The 19,299-nt window shown below is 68.9% G+C and carries 17 protein-coding genes; 11 read left to right on the top strand and 6 right to left on the bottom strand.

The features are described 5' to 3' along the window. Window positions 1–41 precede the first annotated feature (41 nt). Window positions 42–1,178 (top strand): phosphotransferase family protein, encoded by a 1,137-nt coding sequence (locus C8258_RS30630; RefSeq protein ID WP_106958102.1) that lies wholly within the window; start codon window positions 42–44, stop codon window positions 1,176–1,178. Window positions 1,179–1,182: 4 nt separating this feature from the next. Here the strand turns inward: C8258_RS30630 and C8258_RS30625 are convergent, their stop codons facing one another. After that, window positions 1,183–2,085 (bottom strand): alpha/beta fold hydrolase, encoded by a 903-nt coding sequence (locus C8258_RS30625; RefSeq protein WP_106958101.1) that lies wholly within the window; start codon window positions 2,083–2,085, stop codon window positions 1,183–1,185. Between the two features lie 82 nt (window positions 2,086–2,167). Between C8258_RS30625 and C8258_RS30620 the strand changes: the two genes are divergently transcribed. The 3 genes from C8258_RS30620 (at window position 2,168) to C8258_RS30610 (ending at window position 4,599) form a co-directional block, all read left to right on the top strand. Beyond that, window positions 2,168–2,755, top strand: coding sequence for a TetR/AcrR family transcriptional regulator (locus tag C8258_RS30620; RefSeq protein WP_106958100.1), 588 nt, complete (start codon window positions 2,168–2,170; stop codon window positions 2,753–2,755). Window positions 2,756–2,992: 237 nt separating this feature from the next. Then, the gene (locus tag C8258_RS30615) at window positions 2,993–4,096 is read left to right on the top strand and encodes a GGDEF domain-containing protein (RefSeq protein ID WP_036505626.1); all 1,104 of its coding nucleotides are present in this window, start codon (window positions 2,993–2,995) and stop codon (window positions 4,094–4,096) included. Between the two features lie 203 nt (window positions 4,097–4,299). After that, window positions 4,300–4,599 carry a hypothetical protein gene (locus C8258_RS30610; RefSeq protein ID WP_106958099.1) on the top strand — a complete coding sequence of 100 codons (300 nt, stop codon included), beginning with the start codon at window positions 4,300–4,302 and terminating at the stop codon, window positions 4,597–4,599. A gap of 52 nt (window positions 4,600–4,651) precedes the next feature. Here C8258_RS30610 and C8258_RS30605 read toward each other — a convergent pair whose 3' ends face one another. Continuing rightward, window positions 4,652–5,317, bottom strand: a complete 666-nt coding sequence (locus tag C8258_RS30605; RefSeq protein ID WP_106958098.1) for a bifunctional 2-polyprenyl-6-hydroxyphenol methylase/3-demethylubiquinol 3-O-methyltransferase UbiG — start codon at window positions 5,315–5,317, stop codon at window positions 4,652–4,654. A gap of 126 nt (window positions 5,318–5,443) precedes the next feature. Beyond that, complete coding sequence (locus C8258_RS30600) at window positions 5,444–6,973, bottom strand: CdaR family transcriptional regulator (RefSeq protein WP_106958097.1); 1,530 nt, start codon at window positions 6,971–6,973, stop codon at window positions 5,444–5,446. A gap of 199 nt (window positions 6,974–7,172) precedes the next feature. Here C8258_RS30600 and C8258_RS30595 point away from each other — a divergent pair, with 199 nt between their 5' ends. Both C8258_RS30595 and C8258_RS30590 read left to right on the top strand, forming a co-directional pair. Next, window positions 7,173–7,619 carry a GreA/GreB family elongation factor gene (locus C8258_RS30595; RefSeq protein WP_036505644.1) on the top strand — a complete coding sequence of 149 codons (447 nt, stop codon included), beginning with the start codon at window positions 7,173–7,175 and terminating at the stop codon, window positions 7,617–7,619. Window positions 7,620–7,664: 45 nt separating this feature from the next. Then, a complete protein-coding gene (locus C8258_RS30590; protein ID WP_106958096.1) occupies window positions 7,665–7,916 on the top strand; it encodes a hypothetical protein in 252 nt (83 codons plus the stop codon). A 6-nt stretch (window positions 7,917–7,922) separates the two neighbouring features. On the opposite strand, the gene C8258_RS30585 is transcribed toward C8258_RS30590, so the two are convergent. Next, complete coding sequence (locus tag C8258_RS30585) at window positions 7,923–8,162, bottom strand: DUF5652 family protein (protein WP_106958115.1); 240 nt, start codon at window positions 8,160–8,162, stop codon at window positions 7,923–7,925. Window positions 8,163–8,400: 238 nt separating this feature from the next. Between C8258_RS30585 and C8258_RS30580 the strand changes: the two genes are divergently transcribed. The 4 genes from C8258_RS30580 (at window position 8,401) to C8258_RS30565 (ending at window position 13,702) form a co-directional block, all read left to right on the top strand. Then, window positions 8,401–9,270, top strand: a complete 870-nt coding sequence (locus tag C8258_RS30580) for a class II glutamine amidotransferase (RefSeq protein WP_106958095.1) — start codon at window positions 8,401–8,403, stop codon at window positions 9,268–9,270. Between the two features lie 91 nt (window positions 9,271–9,361). Next, window positions 9,362–10,885: an acetyl-CoA acetyltransferase gene (locus tag C8258_RS30575; RefSeq protein ID WP_199195906.1), complete on the top strand. Its 1,524-nt coding sequence runs from the start codon at window positions 9,362–9,364 to the stop codon at window positions 10,883–10,885. Window positions 10,886–10,915: 30 nt separating this feature from the next. Then, complete coding sequence (locus tag C8258_RS30570; protein ID WP_106958093.1) at window positions 10,916–12,658, top strand: DUF3556 domain-containing protein; 1,743 nt, start codon at window positions 10,916–10,918, stop codon at window positions 12,656–12,658. Window positions 12,659–12,781: 123 nt separating this feature from the next. Further along, window positions 12,782–13,702, top strand: a complete 921-nt coding sequence (locus tag C8258_RS30565) for an SMP-30/gluconolactonase/LRE family protein (RefSeq protein ID WP_106958092.1) — start codon at window positions 12,782–12,784, stop codon at window positions 13,700–13,702. 35 nt (window positions 13,703–13,737) lie between these two features. On the opposite strand, the gene C8258_RS30560 is transcribed toward C8258_RS30565, so the two are convergent. Beyond that, complete coding sequence (locus C8258_RS30560; protein WP_106958091.1) at window positions 13,738–15,498, bottom strand: serine/threonine-protein kinase; 1,761 nt, start codon at window positions 15,496–15,498, stop codon at window positions 13,738–13,740. A gap of 97 nt (window positions 15,499–15,595) precedes the next feature. Beyond that, the gene (locus C8258_RS30555; protein ID WP_106958114.1) at window positions 15,596–16,858 is read right to left on the bottom strand and encodes an MFS transporter; all 1,263 of its coding nucleotides are present in this window, start codon (window positions 16,856–16,858) and stop codon (window positions 15,596–15,598) included. Window positions 16,859–17,378: 520 nt separating this feature from the next. Between C8258_RS30555 and C8258_RS30550 the strand changes: the two genes are divergently transcribed. After that, window positions 17,379–19,250 carry an amino acid transporter gene (locus tag C8258_RS30550; protein WP_233225447.1) on the top strand — a complete coding sequence of 624 codons (1,872 nt, stop codon included), beginning with the start codon at window positions 17,379–17,381 and terminating at the stop codon, window positions 19,248–19,250. Window positions 19,251–19,299: the final 49 nt, after the last annotated feature.

Here is a 19,299-nt window from a genome sequence, read left to right as displayed (position 1 = left end):
GTGGCCCGTGGGTGACCCGCCCGAGTGAAAGGAGCCGGCCTGTGGCCAGCGAACCGACCGTGGAGAACGTCAGCCGGCTGCAAAGTTCGAGCCGCGACGTCACCCAGTTGCCCGCGCTGCTCGCCGACTGGCTGGCCACGGTCATGCCGGACGGGCAGCGGCCCGAGATCTCCGTCGTCGGCGGGATCGACGCCAACGGCATGTCCTCGGAGACGATCGTGCTCGGCGCCCGATGGGACGACGACGGCGTGCCCGTGCACCGGAAATGGGTGATGCGGGTGGCGCCCACCGGCTCCGACGTTCCCGTCTTTCCCGTCTACCGTCTCGACCATCAAGCCGCTGTGATCGAGGCCGCCGGTCGGGCCGGTATTCCGGTTCCGCGGGTGCGGTTTCTGGAGAACACGGCGACGGTGCTGGGTGCCCCCTTCTTCATCATGGACTACGTCGAGGGGATCGTCCCGCCCGATGTGATGCCGTATACGTTCGGCGGCAACTGGTTCTTCGACGCGGCACCCGAGCAGCAGCGCCTGCTGCAGGACGCCACTATCGAGGTGCTCGCCACCCTGCACTCGATTCCCGAGGCGGGCACCGCATTCGACTTCCTCGTCGCCGACCGCGCCGGCGACACCGCCCTGCGCAAGAACCTCACCTGGCTGCGGGCGTGGTACGAGTTCGCGGTGGCCGATATCGGTCGGTCACCGCTGGTCGAGCGCGCCTTCGACTGGCTCGACACGCACTGGCCCGAACAGATCGCCGCCGGTGAGACCGTGTTGCTGTGGGGCGACGCGCGCATCGGCAACGTGCTCTATCGCGACTTCCGTCCCGCCGTCGTGCTCGATTGGGAGATGACGACGGTCGGGCCACGCGAACTCGATGTGGCGTGGTGTGTGTTCGCGCACCTGGTGTTTCAGGAGTTGAGCGGGCTCGCCGGACTGCCGGGATTGCCGGACGTCTTGCGCGAGAACGACGTTCGTGACACGTATCGGCGCCTCACCGGTGTCGAACTCGGCGATCTGCGGTGGTTCTACGTCTATTCGGCGGTGGTGTGGGCGTGTGTGTTCATGCGCACCGGCTCGCGCCGGGTGCATTTCGGGGAGTTGGATCGGCCCGAGGATGTCGAGTCGCTGTTCTACCACGCGGCCCTGCTGCGCAGGCTGATCGGGGAAACGACGCAGTGAACCGCTACTGCCCGCCTGCGAGGTAGTCGAGGATGATCTCGTTCACCGCCTCCGGTTTCTCCAGGTGCAGGAAATGCCCGGCGTCGTCGATGCGGACGACGCGGCTGCCCACGGGCAGGTGCCGGTCGAGATCCTGGAAGAAGCCGGGCCGCAGGCAGCCGTCGGTGGCGCCGTAGAGCTGCAGGATCGGGTGGATCGGTGGCGACATCAGCAGCCGGTCGAGGTCGCGGGGCCGCGTCGACCGCGGGCGGACCAGTTGCCGGTAGTAGCCGATGATCGCGGAGCGGTGCTGCGGCGGTGCGGCCGCGGCGAGGTGGGCGAGGTCGTCGGTGGCGTCGTATCCGGGAGACCACCGGCGCCACAGGAACGCGGTCATCGGGGTGAAGAAGCGTTCGGGAACGACCGGAATCTGGTTGGCGAGGATGTACCAGCTGTTCACCGACTGCGCCAGGATCCGCGCCACGTGGCGGGCGAGATCGTCGCGGGTGATCCTGACGCTCGCCAACGGTGGAACCGCCGCCGCGATGAAGGCCCCGAACGGCGATTCGGGCAGGGCGGCAAGGGCATTCGCGGTGAAGGCGCCCCAGTCGTGGCCGATGACGACGGCTCGCTCGGCGCCCAGGCGCTCGGCGATGCCGAGTGCGTCGGCGACCCGCGAACCGGTCGACACGTCACCGTCGGCCGGCACCGTCGACGGGGCATATCCGCGGCTGAACGGCGCCACGGCGTAGTACCCGTGGTCGGCCAGCGCGGGCCCGAGATGGCGCCACGTCCAGGCGGTGTCGGGGTAGCCGTGCAGGCACAGCGCAAGAGTCGCCGCGGGATCGCCCCAGGTCAAGGCGTGCAAGCTGACCTGCCCCAGATCGAATTCGGCGCGATCCGGCGCGGGAGTGGATGTGGATGCCATCGTGCCTCGTCGGTAGTTCCGCACCCGCTGGGTCCGGCGTCGGCTTTTGCTGTTTACAGGCGTATATCCTAGTGTCTGATTCATGGTGGAGGCCGCGATACAACCCCGCCCGCCCCGGCGCTCGCTGGGCGGCCGCTCCGCCGAGACCGTGGACCGCCTGCTCGACGCCGGTCTCGAGGTGTTGCGGGAGCAGGGCTACGACCAGTTGTCCATGCGGGAGGTGTGCCGGCGCGCCGGGCTCACGCACGCGACCGCCTACGGCTATTTCTCGGCGAAACAGCATCTGGTGGCCGAAGCGTACTGGCGCCGGATCCGCACCTGGTGTGCTCGACCGGTCACCGGCAAGACACCGTCGCAGCGGCTGGCGAGCGTATTCACCGAGATGGGCGAGCTGATGTCCGAAGAGCCGGAACTGAGCCTGGCCGCCTCCGCCGCGATCCTCAGCCACGATCCCGACGTGTCGGCCCTGCGCACCCGCATCGGCGCAGCCATGAGCGACCGCGTCCGCACCGCCCTGGGCGACACCTGTACCGACGACCTTCTCGACGCCCTGAACATCGCGGTCAGCGGGGCGATGATCCAGGCCGGGATGGGCTACTACAGCTATCGGGAGATGGCGGTCCGGCTGACCTCGGTGGCCCGCCTGCTCCTGGCGGCCGGCGACCACTGAGCCGATCCACGCGGTGGGGTCGAGCCATACGGGCGCGAGGCGGCATCGAGAGCATTCACCGGGGACGATCATCCGCGGCGCCGGTCATGGAAGTAGCACATTTTCGCCCGGAGGGTCCGAGTTGCCGGTCTAGACTGCTGCGGATCAGCCGATGAGATTCCCGAGATCCTCGCACCGGGATTCTCGCACCGGATACGAGCGACGGCCGGGCAACCGGCCGGGTGCGAGGGTGAGTCGATGAATGGCGGCAAGACACTGCGGGCCTGGTGGAACGATCCGGTCGACTACTGCTGGCTGGTACGCAGCCTGACGGCCCGATCCGCGCTGGGTCCGCTGAAAGTGCTGGTCGGTGTCGCCGGGGCGATGATCGCGGCGATGGGAGCGGTGATCACGGGATCACCGGTGGGACCGCCCGGCCATCCCGGCATCGCGTCCACGGTCGGGGTGTCGTGCGGGGCGTTGTGGGCACTGCGCTGGTGGTTGCTGCGCTGGCCGGGCAGAACTGAATCGCTGCTGCTGATCGGCGGCGCCGACGTGCTGTTCATCCTGGAATTCCTGCAGGTGCCGGATCGGGTGTTCGCGGCGATGGGCACGGTACTGCTCGTGGTCACCGGCAGCTACCTCGGCTTCTTCCACAATGCGCGGGTGTTGGCGGCCCATTCGGCGTGGTCGCTGCTGGCGGTGATCGTGATGTCGGTGCGCATCGCCACCGGCGGCGGACAACTGCGCCTCGCGGTCGCGGTCGGATTGCTGCTGTTCGTGTCGGTGGTCAGCGCGGTACCCGCACTGCAGATCCTCTACTGGCTGCTGCGCACCGAATCGATGTCGGATCCCCTGACCGAACTGCTGAACCGCCGCGGCTTGGAGATCCGGCTCCCGCTGCTGGTCGACCAGCACCCCGCCGTCAGCGTCATGACCTTCGACCTCGACAAATTCAAAAACGTCAACGACACCTGGGGACACCGCGTCGGCGACACCGTGCTCGTGCGGACCGCCCGGCGCCTGCACGAGGCCGCCGGACGAACCGCGGTGGTGGCCCGCACGGGCGGCGAGGAATTCGTGGTCGCCACGCCGATCGCCGCCGCCGACGCCGCCCACGCCGAGGGCGAACGTCTGCGCCGCACCGTCGCCGAACCGTCCGGCACCACGGTCGAGGTGACCGCCAGCGTCGGCGTCGCGGTCTACGACGCGACGACCTGCCCGCGATGCCCGCGACCGACCCCGGACCGGCTGTTGCAATCCGCCGACGCCGCCATGTACCGCGCGAAGCAGGCCGGGGGAAATCTCGTCGTGGTCGAAGACCTCACCCCGCCACCGGATCACCACCGGGCCACCGGATAACCCGTCGGCGCCCCGCACTCGACGACATGGGGTTACCGCGCCGAATTCCTCGTCGCAGACGTGTTCCAGCTCCGGCGCTGCAGTGCATGATCGTCGACGCGAAGTGCCCGAGGTCCGGTCTGTAGCAACCCCTTCGCAAATACCTCGATGCATGCGAGGATACGAATGTATCGATGGTAGCCGTAGCGAAGGGAGCAACGCTGATGACGAGCAGTGGGCACACCACCCATCCCGGCCACGAGCACACCCACGGCGAGGGTTGCGGGCACGTCGCGGTGCCGCACGGCGACCATGTCGACTACCTGCACGACGGGCATATCCATCGGCTGCACGGCGACCACGTCGACGAATGCGAACCGGCCGGGCACACCGAACACGCCGAACACGAGCATGTGCACGGCGAAGGCTGCGGGCACGTCGCCATCCCGCACGACGATCACGTCGACTATCTCCACGACGGCCATCGCCACGCGGCCCACGACGGCCACTACGACGAACACTGACAGCGACACCGGAGACCGGTGTGCGCCGAAAACCGCACAGCGCCTTGGTGACTCAGCAGTCCGGTTTCGGCGCCCGCAGGGAGAACAGCAACGGCACTCGCGGCTGTCCGGGCGGCAGGCGATACTGCCCGCCCTCCTCGGTGAGATTGTGGAAGCGCGGGTACAGGGTGAAGTCGTGTTCGTGGAGGAAATCCAGGCGCAGCCCGGCAGCGGCCAGCGCGGTGACGATCTCGCCGATGCCGTGCTGCCACTGCACGGTCACAGTCGCGGTGGTCGGCGCGTCCGGGTCGGCGTAGGTGCCGGGCTCCTCCCACACCTGCGGCGCCGGATCGAAGTAGTCGTAGGCGACGGTGCGGCCGTCGTGCTCGGCGAGAATGTCGCCGAACGGGTGGAATTCGGTCAGATACAGGAATCCATCCGGCGCGAGCAACTCCGCCACCACCGACGCCCAGCGCACCAGATCCGGCAACCAGACCAGTGCGCCGACACCGGTGTAGACGATGTCGTAGCGGTCCCCGTCCAGCATGGTCGCTGCGTCGTAGACGTTCGAGGTCACAAACCGCGCGCCGGGAACGCCGACGCGGGCGGCGAGACCGGTCGCGGTGCGCACGGCCGGCGCGGAGAAGTCCAAGCCCGTGACGGTCGCGCCGTGGCGCGCCCACGCCAACGTGTCGGTCCCGATGTGACATTGCAAGTGCAGCAAGCGTTTTCCGCGCACGTCACCCGCTCATCCCAATTGGCGCGGTTGAGTTCCACCCACTGCCCGGCGCGCGCGTCGATGCTCACGCCGCGCCACGCTAGCCAGGTCCGACCATCGTCTCCATCGGTTTTCGCCGATCGGTGATCAGCCGGTGTGGATCGACAAAGCGATGAGCATCGCTGTGCGTTTGGCCGGATCGTCCGGATCGAGGAAGTCCAGTTCACGCATCCGCCGCATCCGGTGACGCACGGTGTTGGGATGGACGTCGAGAGCGCGGGCCGCGGTGTTCGGATCGCCGTGCGCTTCCAGCCATGCCTTCAACGTGGGCAGATAGTGGGTGCCGGCTCGCTCGTCGATCTCCGCCAGCTGGGCGACGGGATCTCGGGACGGCAGCCGGCCGGTGGAGGCCATCGATCGCAGGCGCTGGATCAGGACCCGATCCCAGGCGGTGTCGTAGCAGGCCGGTGCCGGGGTGGTGGCCGCCGGCAGCGCCATGCACTCGTCGGCCTCCTGACGGCTCGCGGGCAACTCCCGCGCGTCGGCGCAGCCGCCGATGCCGGCCACCACGCTCATATGCGCGGGCAGGCTCGCGGCGATGTCGGCGATCCACCGATACGCCGGCGCCGGATCGTCACCGGCGGGCAGCACGGTGTAGACGGTATTGCCGAACAGGGTGCTGCGGCCCAGGCGCGACCAGCCGAAACCGGTCGTGGCGCGTTCGAACGCGAGCAGGATGCCGGCGTTGCGTTCCTGCTCGGCATGCGCTTGTAAGGCGATGACGCGAAGATCGCGGGCCGGGATGCCGAGTTTGCCGATCGCGGCCTCCGCGTCGGGGCTGCCTTCGATCAGCTCGATGACCAGTTCGGACTCCACCTGCCGTTCCAGATCGGCACTGACCCGGGACCGCAGCAGATGCAGCGCGACGGTGTGCGCGCCCTCCTGCAGGATTCGGGCCCGATCCGCCGACAGCGGCTCGCGACCCGACACCCACACCGAACCCAGCAGTTCCCGGCCCGCGCGCACCGCGGCCACCGTGCGCCCGTGCAGTCCGTGCTCGGGTGCCGGCGGGATGTAGCGCGGCGCATCGGAGCGGGCCAGATGCGCGAAAATGCCCTGCTCCTCGAAGAATCGGCGCACCCGATCGGGCATGCGCCGCCCCAGAATGGTGTCCGAGCGGACCGGGTCGGTGTCGTGGTGCGCGGTGGAGTAGGCCATCACGCGTGAGAGCTGATCCTCGATGGTGACCGGCCCGTCGAGGGAGGCGGAGATGGTGTCGGCGAGGGCGAACAGATCGCTGGGACCGCGGCCGGATTCGGTTTCGCGGCCCTCGAGGACCAGCCCGTAGACGACCGAGGCGATCTGGCTCCAGGACACGCTCGGATCGACGGTCATCAGCGCCGGCCCGCGATCGTCGAGCAGCTGCCGGATCCGGGCATCCGGTGTCTCGGAGGTGCGGGCCACGATCACCCGGGCGCGGGCGTCCACACCCAGGGTGAGGGCTTCGGCGAGGTCGGCCGCACCGACCGCGAGGAACACATCGCCGGTAGCCGCGTGCGGGCGGATCGGGTCGTGGACCGCGACGCTGTGGATCTCGACGGCGCGGTCCACGACTGTGCCGTGGAGGCGGGCGCCGTAGCGGCTCACGATATTGATCAACCGGTCCAGTTTGACCATCGGTGCAGCTCACGACTCCTTCCGGAACTTCGGACGATCGTCACGCTGTCCGGGATCGACAACAGCGCCCGCCGAGATTGTTTCCTGCCGACAATGTAGCGGGTATGCCGGCGGGTCACTCTGGAGGTGGACCCTCGGTGCGGCGGATGTGGTGTCGTCCGGGGGCCGGGTGTTGTCGGCAGTGGACGAAGAGAATGAGATGACGGGAACCGAAAGCGTCTGGTTGACGCAGGACGCGTACGAGCGGCTGCGGCGGGAATTGCTGGAGTTGCGGGCGGCGCAACACGGCCCGGGCGACGAGGACGGGCAGTCCGCGGCCGGGCGGCGGTTGCGCCGGCTGGAGTTGGAGGAGTTGCTGGATCGTGCCGTGGTCGGGCAGGCGCCCGCCGACGACGGCATCGCCGAACCCGGGATGGTGCTGACCGTCCGGTTCGACGACGAGCAGACCGAAACGTTCCTGCTGGGCCGGCGCGACGGCGCCGACACCGAGGAACTCGAGGTCTACTCGCCCGAGTCACCGCTGGGCAGCGCACTCACCGGCGCCCGGCCCGGGCAGGTGTGCTCGTACCGGATTCCCAGCGGGGCGTCGGTGAACGTGACATTGCTCGAGGCGGTCCCCTACGGCATGCACCTGCGACGGCGTTGATCGCGGTCGGCCGCGGTGGACTCGGCCGGAAAGTGAGGTCGTGAGATGGATTGGCCACATCTGCTCAGGTTCGTCGGTGTCACCGTCGCCTTCTCGGCGCTGGTGCTGCTGGTCCTGGTACCGCGGAAGGTGACGCGCCGATTGTGCTCGCACTGCGGGCATTCCAATATCGTGCACGACCCGGTATCGGGCCGCTGCCGCAGCGCCGTGGACGCCGGAGTGCTGGTGTCGCGCGATCGCGGCGCCGGGCTGCCGACGCAGCCCTGCCGATGCCAGGACTATCGCGGCGAACTGTGACCGGCTTCAGGAGTGCGTGCCCGGTTGCCGGCGCCCGGCGAGGAAGTAGGCGATCGGCACCGCGCCCGCCGAGTTGAGCAGCGTCACCGCGGTCGCCCACCGCAGTTTCGACCCTCGGATCTCGGCGGCCGGCCGGCGCGCGATATCGACCAGCGCCGCCAGTTTCAGGATCCCTTCCACCACGGTCGCGGCCACGATCAGCCGTCGCGTCCGCTCGTTCAGTTCGCTCCACCGTTTCCTCGCCACGAGCACCCCTTCCGGCTCCGCCACGTTTCGATCACCTCATAGTGCACGGCGGGCAACCGCCGATCCAGGGCCGAAGGGCCCCCGCGTTTCGCGGCGGCCGGGTAGGGTCGGTTCGGCGGCCCGGGCCGCGTTGTCGGTTCGGCTCCCCGCAGATCGTTCACTGAATAATGAACCGTGACAAGCGGTTTCGTCCGACACGGATCATCAGGTCAGCGCCGGTGCGGCGAAAGGTGAATCGATGTGCCGATTGTTCGGGCTCAGTGCGGCACCGCAGCGGGTGCATGCCACGTTCTGGTTGCTGGAGGCCCCCGACAGCCTGGCCCGCCAGAGTCGCCGCGAACCCGACGGCACCGGGCTGGGCACCTTCGAAGCCGACGGCGAACCGCTGGTGCGCAAACAGCCCATCGCCGCCTACGAGGACAAGCAGTTCGTGCGAGAGGCCATGGAATGCGAGTCGGCGACCTTCCTCGCCCACGTCCGCTACGCCTCCACCGGGGCGACGGTCGCGGCCAACACCCACCCGTTCGAACAACACGGGCGGCTGTTCGCCCACAACGGCGTCGTCGGCGGCCTGCCGGAACTGGAACGCGCCCTCGGTGGCTACCGCGATCTGGTCGCCGGGCAGACCGATTCCGAGCGGGTCTTCGCCCTCATCACCCGATGCATCGACGAACACGACGGCGATGTCGTCGCCGGCATCGGCGCGGCGGTCGGGTGGATCGCGGACAACCTGCCGGTGTTCGCGCTGAACTTCGTGCTCACCACCGCGCAGGATCTGTGGGCGCTACGCTACCCCGACACCCACGACCTGTTCGTCCTCGAACGCGCCGCGGGCGGACCCGGCGGCGGCAAACATCTCGACCACGCCGGCACCGGACCCCTCCGCGCCCATTCATCCGCGCTCGCCGACCATCCGGCCGTGGTGATCGCCACCGAACGCATGGACGCCGACCCCGGCTGGCGTGATCTGCCGGTGGGCCGGTTGCTGCACGTCGGTCCCGATCTGGTGACCACCCGCCACACCGTCGTCGACCACGCGCCCCGGCATCGGCTCACCCTCGCCGATCTCGGCGAGCATGCCGCGGCCTCGCAGCGAGCCACCACCTGAGACAAACGTCTGTAACAGGTTCTATTTCCCGTGTTACTGTCACATCCATGAGACGGGGAGCCGGCACGGTCGCACGCAGTGGTGGGGTCCGCTGATGGTGGATGCGCGCACACCGGTCGTCGTGGGCGTCGGACAGGCGATCGACCGCATCGACACGTCCGAGTACCGGCAGATGTCGTCGGTCGAGCTCGCCGCCGCGGCCGCCCGCGCCGCCCTCGAGGACACCGGCATCCGCTACGCCGAGGCCGCCGCGAGCGTCCAACTCATCGCCGGGGTACGCCAATTCGAGATCTCGGCACCGGAGCGCGCCCCGCTGGGCCGCTCCGACAACTACCCGCGATCGGTGGCGCGGCGACTGGGCATCGACCCGGCCCGCGCCGTGCTCGAGGTGGTCGGCGGGCAGGGCCCGCAACATCTGCTCACCGAGTTCGCCACCGACATCGCCGCCGGGCGACTGGAATCGGTGCTGATCACCGGGTCGGACGCGATCTCGACCGAGCGCTACTACGCCGGACGAGACGACAAACCCGACTTCACCGAAACCGCCCCCGGGCAGCTCGAGGACCGCGGCTTCGGATACGAATCGTTCGTCGACGACAACCTCATCGCCCACGCCGTCATGGGCGCACCCACCCAATACGGCCTGCTGGAGAACGCCCGCCGCGCGCGCGTGGGCGCGACACCGCAGCAGTATCGCCTGCAGATGGGAAAGCTGCTGGCGCCGTTCACCTCCGTGGCCGCCAAGAACCCGCTCGCCGCCGCGCCGGTCGAGCGCAGCGCCGAGGAACTGGCGACCGTCACCGAGGCGAACCGGATGATCTGCGACCCGTATCCGCGCCTGATGGTGGCCCGCGATCTGGTCAACCTCGGCGCCGCGGCCGTGGCGATGTCGCTGGGCAAAGCCCGCGAACTCGGCATCCCCGACGACAAACTGGTGTATCTGCGCGGCCACGCCGACCTCGAGGAACAGACCCTGCTCGCGCGCCCCGACCTCGGCGCCGCACCCGCCGCGTGGACGGCGGCGCGAGAAGCGTTGCGGGTGGCCGGAATCGGCCTCGACGACCTGACCACCATCGATCTCTACAGCTGCTTCCCCGTCGCGGTGTTCAACTTCTGCGACGGCACCGGACTGGCCACCGACGACCCGCGTGGGCTCACCGTGACCGGCGGATTGCCGTTCTTCGGCGGCCCCGGCAACAACTACTCCATGCACGCGATCGCCGAAACGGTGGCCCGGATGCGGGAGCAGCCCGGCGTTTTCGGCCTGGTGGGCGCCAACGGCGGCATCATGAGCAAATATTCGGTCGGGGTGTATTCGACCACGCCGGCGCCCTGGGTGTCCGACCGCAGCGCACAGTTGCAGCGCGCTGTGGCGGCGGCCCCGCAGGTGCCCAGCCGGGCGCGCGCCGACGGACCGGCGCGGATCGAAACCTACACCGTGCGCCACGCATTCGAGCCGCGTACCGGACTGGTCGTCGGGCGCCTGCACGCCGACGACAGCCGGTTCCTGGCATTGATGGCGCCGGAAAGCCTTGCCGCGGTGGACGATCCGATCGGCCGCGACATCCTCGTCACGTCGAGCGAGAAAGGCAACACCGCGGTCATGGTGCCGTGACCGGCCGCGGACGCGGGAACGGAGAGATTGATGGGGTTCGTTCAGCCGGAACTACCGGTCGTCGATCAACAGCAGTGGCAGAGCAGCGACCGCAGTGAGCGCATCCGGCTCATGGCGCGGCACTGGGCCGAGGTCGGCTTCGGCACACCGGTGGTGCTGCACCTGTTCTATGTGGTCAAGATCTGCCTCTACATCCTCGGCGGCTGGCTGTTCGCGCTGAGCACCAGCGGCATCGACGGATTCACCGACGTCGGCAGCTGGTGGTCGGAACCGATCGTGTTCGAAAAGGTCGTGCTCTACACGATGCTGTTCGAAGTGATCGGGCTCGGCTGCGGATTCGGCCCGCTCAACAACCGCTACTTCCCGCCGATGGGATCCATCCTGTACTGGCTGCGGCCCGGCACGATCCGGCTCCCACCGTGGCCGCGCGTCGTCCCGCTCACCCGCGGCACCACGCGCACCCCGGTCGACGCCGCGCTCTACGCGCTGCTGCTGGCGGTACTGCTGTGGGCGCTGCTGTCCGACGGCACCGGCCCGATCCCCGCACTCGAGACGAACGTCGGACTCCTGCCGGCCTGGCACGTCGGCCTCGTCGTGGCCGTGCTGGCGGTGCTGGCACTGCGCGACAAGGTGATCTTCCTGGCCGCGCGCGGCGAGGTGTACGGCTCGCTCGCGGTGGCGTTCCTGTTCGGCGGCGCCGACGCGATCCTCGCCGCGAAACTCGTCTTCGTCGTCATCTGGATGGGTGCGGCGACCTCGAAACTGAACCGGCACTTCCCGTTCGTGGTCTCGACCATGATGTCCAACAGCCCGATCGTGCGCCCGCGATGGTTGAAGCGCCGTTTCTTCGCCGACTTCCCCGACGACCTGCGCCCGGGACGGTTGTCGCGGTGGGTCGCCCACAGCGGCACCGCGGTGGAGATGTGCGCGCCGATCGTGCTGTTCTTCTCCCACGGCGGCTGGCCCACCACGGTCGCCGCGGTGATCCTGCTGTGCTTCCACCTGGCGATCCTCACCGCCATCCCGATGGGCGTGCCACTCGAGTGGAATGTGTTCATGATCTTCGGGCTCGGGGTGCTGTTCGTCGCGCATGCCGATATCGGCTTCGCCGCCGCGGAACACCCGTGGCTGCCGGTGCTGCTGTTCGCGGTGCTCGTCGCGATCGTGATCACCGGCAACCTGCTGCCCTCGCGGATCTCGTTCCTGCCCGGTATGCGCTACTACGCCGGCAACTGGGACACCACGGTGTGGTGCGTCAAACCCTCGGCGGCGCAGAAGATCGACCGCAACATCGTCGCGATCGCGAGCATGCCGCAGGCGCAGATGGAGCGCTACTACGGCAAGGACCGAGCCCAGATCCCGCTGTATCTCGGTTACGCCTTCCGCGCCATGAACACCCACGGCCGCGCCCTGTTCACCCTTGTGCACCGCGCCATGCCCGCCGGCCGCGAAGACGAATACACCATCACCGACGGCGAACGCATCTGCAGCACCGCCATCGGCTGGAACTTCGGCGACGGGCATATGCACAACGAACAACTCATCGCCGCCCTGCAACAGCGCTGCCGCTTCGAACCCGGCGAAGTCCGGATCGTCCTGCTCGACGCCCAGCCCATCCACACCCAGGTGCAGGCCTACCGCCTCGTCGACGCCGCCACCGGCGAATTCGAAAGGGGCACAGTGCGAGTCGCCGACATGGTCGAAAGCCAGCCGTGGGCCGACAACCTGCCCGTCCACGTCACCAGCACCGCCGGCCCGACCGTGCCTGCCTGACACCAGCGCGACGGCCGGCGCGGTCACCGGGCGTGGGTATGGTGAGTCATGTCTTTCCAGCCGACCCGTTGGACTCCCCCGCCGGCGCCCGCCCGGGCCCGCGCCCCGCACAGTGAACCGCCCATGCCCGAACTGCGGCTGTTCGAACTCCCCGGCACCGGCCCCGAGGACGTGGTACTCGCACCCGACGGGCGAATCCTCACCGGAATCGCCGACGGCGCCGTCCTCGCCGTCGACCCGGCCACCGGCGCGGTCGAGCAGATCGCACACACCGGCGGCCGCCCCCTGGGCCTGCACGCCGAGGCCGACGGATCGCTGCTGATCTGCGACGCCGACCGCGGACTGCTGCGCCTGGACCGCCCGCACGGCACTGCGGAAACCCTCTGCGACCGGGTCGACGGCGTGCCGCTGAACTTCGCCAGCAACGTCGTCGCCGACACCGACGGCACCGTGTACTTCTCCGAATCCACCCGCCGCTACCCGCTCGACGACTACATGGGCGACATCCTCGAACACTCCGGCACCGGCCGGCTGTTTCGCCGCACCGCCGACGGGCGCGTCGACACCCTCGTCGACGGACTGCAATTCGCCAACGGCATCGTCCTGGCTCCCGACCGCTCCTGCGTGCTGGTCGCCGAAACGGGCAGCTACCGCATCGCCCGCCACCACCTCACCGGACCCCGCGCCGGGGACACCGACTACCTCGTGGAGAACCTGCCCGGCTGCCCCGACAACCTCGGGCTCGGCAGCGACGGCCACATCTGGGCCGCGCTCGTCACACCGCGAAACCCCATCCTGGACAGGCTGCTCCCGCTGCCCGGCGTGCTGCGCCACATCGTGCGCGCCATTCCGCCCGCGCTGCAGCCGAAACCTGCCCGCACCGTCTGGGTGCAGGCCTACGACTTCGACGGCAACCTCGTCCACGACCTGCAACGCGAAGCCGACCGGTACGCGATGGTCACCGGCGTCGCCGAATCCGACGGCACGCTGTACCTGGGCAGCCTCAGCGAACCGGCCATCGCGGTGGTGCGCCTGCCCTCCTGAGACGCCTGAGTTGAATCATTGTGCTGCAACAAGTTTCACTGGCGTCGCAGTGTTCCGCTGATAGCGCCGATCGGACCGGTCATCGAATAGGCGAGGGTGTGATCCGGGTTCAGCGTGAGGGTGGAGGACTGGCCGTCGTCCATACAGGTCGGCCCCGACACCAAGCGGGCGCGCAGCGTGATCACGGACTCGCTCGCCGAGGTGAGGGTTTCGGCGCGCCGGCAGGTGACACCACTGGTTCGGCCGGTATTGCTCGCACTACCCAGCTCCGTCCCCACCGCGCCCGCGCGCAGGGTGACGACGATGTCGTAGGTGGCCAGCCCGTCGGTCGCGGTGCCCTTCCAGGTGCCCGCGTAATCGGCGGGCAGCGCCGACAACTCACTCGCCGCGGCCGTCGTCTCGGCCGTCGCTTCCGGCGTCGACGTCTCCTCGACAGCGCCGGTCTCTACCGCGGTTTCGGTGCCCACTGCCGCTCCCGGACCGTCCGACGACGCACTGCGGAAGGCGAGCGTGGCACTGATCACCGCCGCGGCCACCAACAGCACCGCCACGCATCCGATCACGACCGCCCGGCGCCGCGACGAATCCCGCTGTGCGGGAGAGTTTTCGCGCTGCCCGGCGCCCGGGCTGACGCCGTGCGGAGCCCAGGGCGAGGGCGGTGGCGACGGCGCACCGGGCCATGAACCCGACTGTCCGGGCATGCCGGTGCTCAGGGACCGTCCCGTCGTATCGGGTGAGGGCCGGCCCGTCTCGCCCGGACGTGATCGCCGAACGGTCGTCTGGGAAGCCTCGCTCGGCGCGCCGGGTGTGTTCGGATGCCCGGCGTCGCCGGTCCGGCGCGCCGACCCGATCAGCGTCGAGGGAAGTTCGGGCGTTCCGGGCCGCTGTGCCGGAATGTGCGGCGCCGGATCGGAATCCAGATCCAGCAGCATCACCGCCTGCCGACTGATCGCCTCCAGGATCGGTCCCGGCAACCACCCCGACCGGGCGTCACCCAGAGCCGCACACTGTCTTTCGATATCGGCGGGCGTCGGGCGATTACCGGGCTGTTTGTCCAGACACGCCCCCGCGATCGGACGCAACGCCGCCGGCAGGCCGTCGAGCCGAGCCGGTTCCTGCATCACCCGCCACAGCATCGGAATCGAATCACCCGAGCCGAAGGGCCCGCTGCCGCTGGCGGCATACACCAGCACCCCGCCGAGCGCGAACACATCGACCGCCGGACCCACCGGCGCATCGCCCGAAATATGTTCCGGCGCCATATATCCCGGCGAACCGATCACCTTGCCGGTCGTGGTGAGCGAGTCGTCGTCGACGGCGCGGGCGATGCCGAAATCGATCAGCCGCGGCCCGTCGAGGGTCAGCAGCACGTTGGACGGTTTCAGGTCGCGGTGCACCACTCCGGCCGCGTGCACATCGCCCAGTGCCCGAGCCAAACCCGCGGCCAGCGGCACCAGCGCTGATTCCGGCAGCGGCCCGAACGAGTCCACCGCCTCACGCAACGACAACCCCGCCACATACCCGGTGGCCAGCCACGGCCGCTGCGCCTCCACATCGGCATCCAGAACCGGAACCGCGTGCGCACCCGTCACCCGTCGCGCAGCGGCCACCTCCCGCCGGAATCGGGTGCGGAACTCGGGATCATCGGACAGATCCGGGCGTACCACCTTCACCGCGACGGTGCGGCCACCGGCGTTGCGGCCCAGATAGACCCGGCCCATCCCACCGGCGCCGAGCACCCCGAGCAGACGATACGGGCCGATGGTCGCCGGATCACCGGACTCCAATGGGAGCATCTGGGCTCGTCGTTCCTTCCCGGCCGTGCCTGCCGCATGCGGGCTCGCTCGATCACACACGAGCGCGGCATCCGCCGCAAGCCGTGGACGGGGTGGCTCAAGTCGGCTGCGGAACCGGTTCCTCGTCGGCCGCGTCGGGAACCTCGGTACCGGCCAGCGAAACGCCCGCGGTCTCCCGCAGGAAGAACCACGCCACCAAACCCACCAGGCACGCCCCGACCATGTAATAGGCGGGGAACAGATGCCAGCCGGTGGCATCGATGACCGACTCGTTGATCAGCGGCGCGGTACCACCGAACGCGGCGGTGGAGATGTTGTAGCCCAACGCGAATCCCGCGTACCGGACCTGCGTCGGGAAGATCGCCGGGAACGTCGCCGAAATCGTCGACAGCTGCGGAACATACAGCAGGCCGAGCACGACGAAGCCGACGATCGCCCACGCCGCACCCTGACCCATCAGCCAGTACATGGGGATCGCCAGCACCGCCAGCCCCACCAGCGACACCAGCCACATCGGCCGCCGCCCCACCCGGTCGGAGACCGCACCCGAGAGCGGCAGCACCAGCGCCATCACGATCTGACCGATCAGCACCATCGCCGTGGTCTCGGAATCGCCCATGCCCAACGTGTTGTGCAGATACGTCGGCTGATATGCCAGCAGCGTGTAGTTGACGACGTTGAGCGCGACCACCAGCCCGGCGATGGTCAGCAGTTCGCGGCGGTAGTCGCGCAACAGAATCCGCAACCCGCCCTGGGCCTTCTGATGCTCGGCGACCTCGGTGAACACCGGCGACTCGTCGAGCTTGCTGCGCAGATACCAGCCGATCAGACCCAGCGGCACCGCCAGCAGGAACGGGATCCGCCAGCCCCACGATTCCATCGCGTCGTCGGAGAGCAGAACCTGCAGGATCAGTACCACCGTGGAGCCACCGACGAATCCGCACAGGGTGCCGAATTCGAGGAAGCTGCCGAGGAATCCACGGCGGCGCTCATCGGTCGATTCCGCGATGTAGGTGGCCGCGCCACCGTATTCGCCGCCGGTCGAGAAACCCTGCACCACGCGCAACAGGATCAGCAGAATCGGCGCGGCGATACCCACCGCCGAATGGGCGGGCAGGATGCCGATGCAGCCCGTGGCCGCGGCCATCAACAGGATCGTGGTGGCCAGCACCACTTTGCGGCCCACCCGATCGCCGAGCGGACCCCACACCATGCCGCCGATCGGGCGCAGCACGAAGGAGATGGCGAAACCGAGCAGTGTGCCCAGGGTGCCCAGCGAGCCGGGGAAGAACGCGTCGGTCAGATAGGAGGCCGTGGCCGCGTAGACGCCGTAGTCGTACCACTCGGTGGCGTTACCCATGGCCGCGGCGGCCACCGAACGTCGTTGCTGGGCGTGCGGCAGGCTGGTGCTCACGCGCGCTCCTCCTCACCTGTTTTCGGTTGCTGCGCGCCCGGCCGCGAAACCGCGACGGGGGACACGAAACACACGGGTACCCGGTGGGCGGTCCGGCAAACCGGGCTCCGGCGGCGCGGCCGGCTCGAGCGGCGGGATCCACCTGCGATGATATCGGGGTGGGTGACTCCGCTCACAGCGCCACGCGGCCGGTGAACCGGAGTCGCCGGCCGGTGCAGCGCCGGATTTGTCGGATATGGTGTCTGATTTGCCGTTTTATGTTGCGGGGCAGCGCATCCGGTCCGCGCGACTCCGGTGGCGGCCCACGTACATTGACCCGGATATCGCTGGACTCCGGGATGCCCGGACAGATGCTCCCGAGGGGGACCACGTGACCGCCACCGCCACCGGACGACCGCGTTCGGCTTTGACGGAATGGTTGCTGCAGGGCGCCGACGAGGACCGCTACTCCCACCATCCCGGCCCGATGGTGAAGCAGGCCGAAGAACAGCACCAACGGTCGTGGTGGCAGGTGATGTGCCTGACCGGCGTCGACTACTTCTCCACCCTCGGCTATCAGCCCGGCATCGCCGCCCTGGCCGCCGGTGTGCTGTCCCCGCTGGCGACGCTGGTCCTGGTCGCGCTGACATTGCTGGGCGCGCTGCCGGTGTATCGGCGGGTGGCCCGCGAATCCCCGCACGGCGGCGGGTCGCTGGCCATGTTCGCCGACATCCTGCCCCGCTGGACCGGCAAACTGTTCATCCTCGTCCTGCTCGGATTCGCCGCCACCGACTTCGTGATCACGATGACGCTGTCTGCGGCCGACGGCGCCGCCCACATCGTCGAGAACCCGTTCGTGCCGCACGCGCTGCGCGGGCACGGCCTCGCGATCACCCTCACCCTCCTCGCCCTGCTGGCAGCGATCTTCCTCAAGGGATTCGCCGAGGCGATCCGCATCGCGATCGGGCTGGTCGGGGTCTATCTCGCCTTGAACCTGGTCGTCGCGGTCGTGGGCGTGTGGCAGGTCGCCACCGCCTCGCACCTGGTCGTGGACTGGGGCCACGCCATGACCGCCCAGCACGGCAGCGTCTTCGCGATGGTGGGCATCTCGCTGCTCGTATTCCCCAAACTCGCGCTAGGACTGTCGGGCTTCGAAACCGGAGTGGCGGTGATGCCGCAGATCAAAGGCGGCCCCGACGACACCGAGGAACACCCGGAACGCCGCATCCTCGGCGCGCGCAAACTGCTGACCACCGCCGCGCTGATCATGAGCGCATTCCTCATCGTCACCAGCTTCATCACCGTGGTGCTGATCCCGGAGCGCGAATTCGAATCCGGCGGATCCGCCAACGGCCGCGCACTCGCCTATCTGGCCCACCAGTACCTGGGCAACGGCTTCGGCACCGTCTACGACATCTCCACCATCGCCATCCTGTGGTTCGCCGGCGCCTCGGCCATGGCCGGACTGCTGAACCTCGTGCCGCGCTATCTGCCCCGCTACGGCATGGCGCCGGAATGGGCGCGCGCCACCCGGCCGCTGGTGCTGGTGTTCGCGGTGATCGCCTTCGGCATCACCTGGTACTTCGACGCCGACGTCGACGCCCAGGGCGGCGCCTACGCCACCGGCGTGCTGGTGCTGATCACCTCCGCCGCCGTCGCCGTCACCCTGTCCGCGGCGCGAAAACATCAGCGCGGCAAGGCTTTCGGATTCGGCGCCGTGGCGGCCGTGTTCGTCTACACCACCATCGCCAATATCGTGGAACGACCCGAGGGCGTGCAGTTGGCCTCGCTGTTCATCATCGCCATCATCGTGGTGTCGTTCGTCTCACGGGCGCGGCGCGCCTTCGAATTACGGGCCATCGAGGTCGACTTCGACGACAAGGCCGCCTGGCTGATCGACAAGATCGCCGCCTCGGGCACCATCCGCATCGTCACCCACGACCTCGACGACGTCGACGCCCGCCGGCCCGACGACTACCGGCAGAAGGAAGCCGAACAGCGGATCGAGAGCCACATCCCGGCCAAGGCGCCGATCCTGTTCCTCGAGGTGATCGTCAAGGACGCCTCGGAATTCTCCACCGACCTGCACGTCGGCGCGGTCGAAATCGACTGCTACAAGATCCTTTCCGTCGAAGCCGCAGCGGTGCCCAACTCGATCGCCGCGATCCTGCTCGCGATACGGGACCGCACCGGCATGAATCCGCACGTGTATTTCGAATGGACCGAAGGCAATCCGCTGCTCAACCTGCTGAAATTCCTGTTCGTCGGTGAGGGCGAGGTGGCGCCGGTGACCCGGGAGATCCTGCGCCGCGCCGTCGCCGACCCCAATCAGCGCCCGCACGTGCATGTCGACAGCTGACCGTCCGGCCGCACGGGGTAGTTCGTGGCCGACCGTGCCCCGGCATATC

Origin of the sequence: Nocardia sp. MDA0666, assembly GCF_003023875.1 — a bacterium.
GTDB classification, from domain to species: domain Bacteria; phylum Actinomycetota; class Actinomycetes; order Mycobacteriales; family Mycobacteriaceae; genus Nocardia; species Nocardia aobensis.
Note: the sequence above shows the minus strand (reverse complement) of the source record. Positions and strands in the feature narration are given on the sequence as shown.

What these genes read in the sequence shown, in the direction of transcription:
- C8258_RS30625 (WP_106958101.1), bottom strand. Translation starts at nt 2,085, where the DNA reads ATGGCATCCACATCCACTCCCGCGCCGGATCGCGCCGAATTCGATCTG.
- C8258_RS30620 (WP_106958100.1), top strand. Translation starts at nt 2,168, where the DNA reads ATGGTGGAGGCCGCGATACAACCCCGCCCGCCCCGGCGCTCGCTGGGC.
- C8258_RS30615 (WP_036505626.1), top strand. Translation starts at nt 2,993, where the DNA reads ATGAATGGCGGCAAGACACTGCGGGCCTGGTGGAACGATCCGGTCGAC.
- C8258_RS30610 (WP_106958099.1), top strand. Translation starts at nt 4,300, where the DNA reads ATGACGAGCAGTGGGCACACCACCCATCCCGGCCACGAGCACACCCAC.
- C8258_RS30600 (WP_106958097.1), bottom strand. Translation starts at nt 6,973, where the DNA reads ATGGTCAAACTGGACCGGTTGATCAATATCGTGAGCCGCTACGGCGCC.
- C8258_RS30595 (WP_036505644.1), top strand. Translation starts at nt 7,173, where the DNA reads ATGACGGGAACCGAAAGCGTCTGGTTGACGCAGGACGCGTACGAGCGG.
- C8258_RS30590 (WP_106958096.1), top strand. Translation starts at nt 7,665, where the DNA reads ATGGATTGGCCACATCTGCTCAGGTTCGTCGGTGTCACCGTCGCCTTC.
- C8258_RS30580 (WP_106958095.1), top strand. Translation starts at nt 8,401, where the DNA reads ATGTGCCGATTGTTCGGGCTCAGTGCGGCACCGCAGCGGGTGCATGCC.
- C8258_RS30570 (WP_106958093.1), top strand. Translation starts at nt 10,916, where the DNA reads ATGGGGTTCGTTCAGCCGGAACTACCGGTCGTCGATCAACAGCAGTGG.
- C8258_RS30565 (WP_106958092.1), top strand. Translation starts at nt 12,782, where the DNA reads ATGCCCGAACTGCGGCTGTTCGAACTCCCCGGCACCGGCCCCGAGGAC.
- C8258_RS30560 (WP_106958091.1), bottom strand. Translation starts at nt 15,498, where the DNA reads ATGCTCCCATTGGAGTCCGGTGATCCGGCGACCATCGGCCCGTATCGT.
- C8258_RS30555 (WP_106958114.1), bottom strand. Translation starts at nt 16,858, where the DNA reads ATGGGTAACGCCACCGAGTGGTACGACTACGGCGTCTACGCGGCCACG.
- C8258_RS30550 (WP_233225447.1), top strand. Translation starts at nt 17,379, where the DNA reads ATGGTGAAGCAGGCCGAAGAACAGCACCAACGGTCGTGGTGGCAGGTG.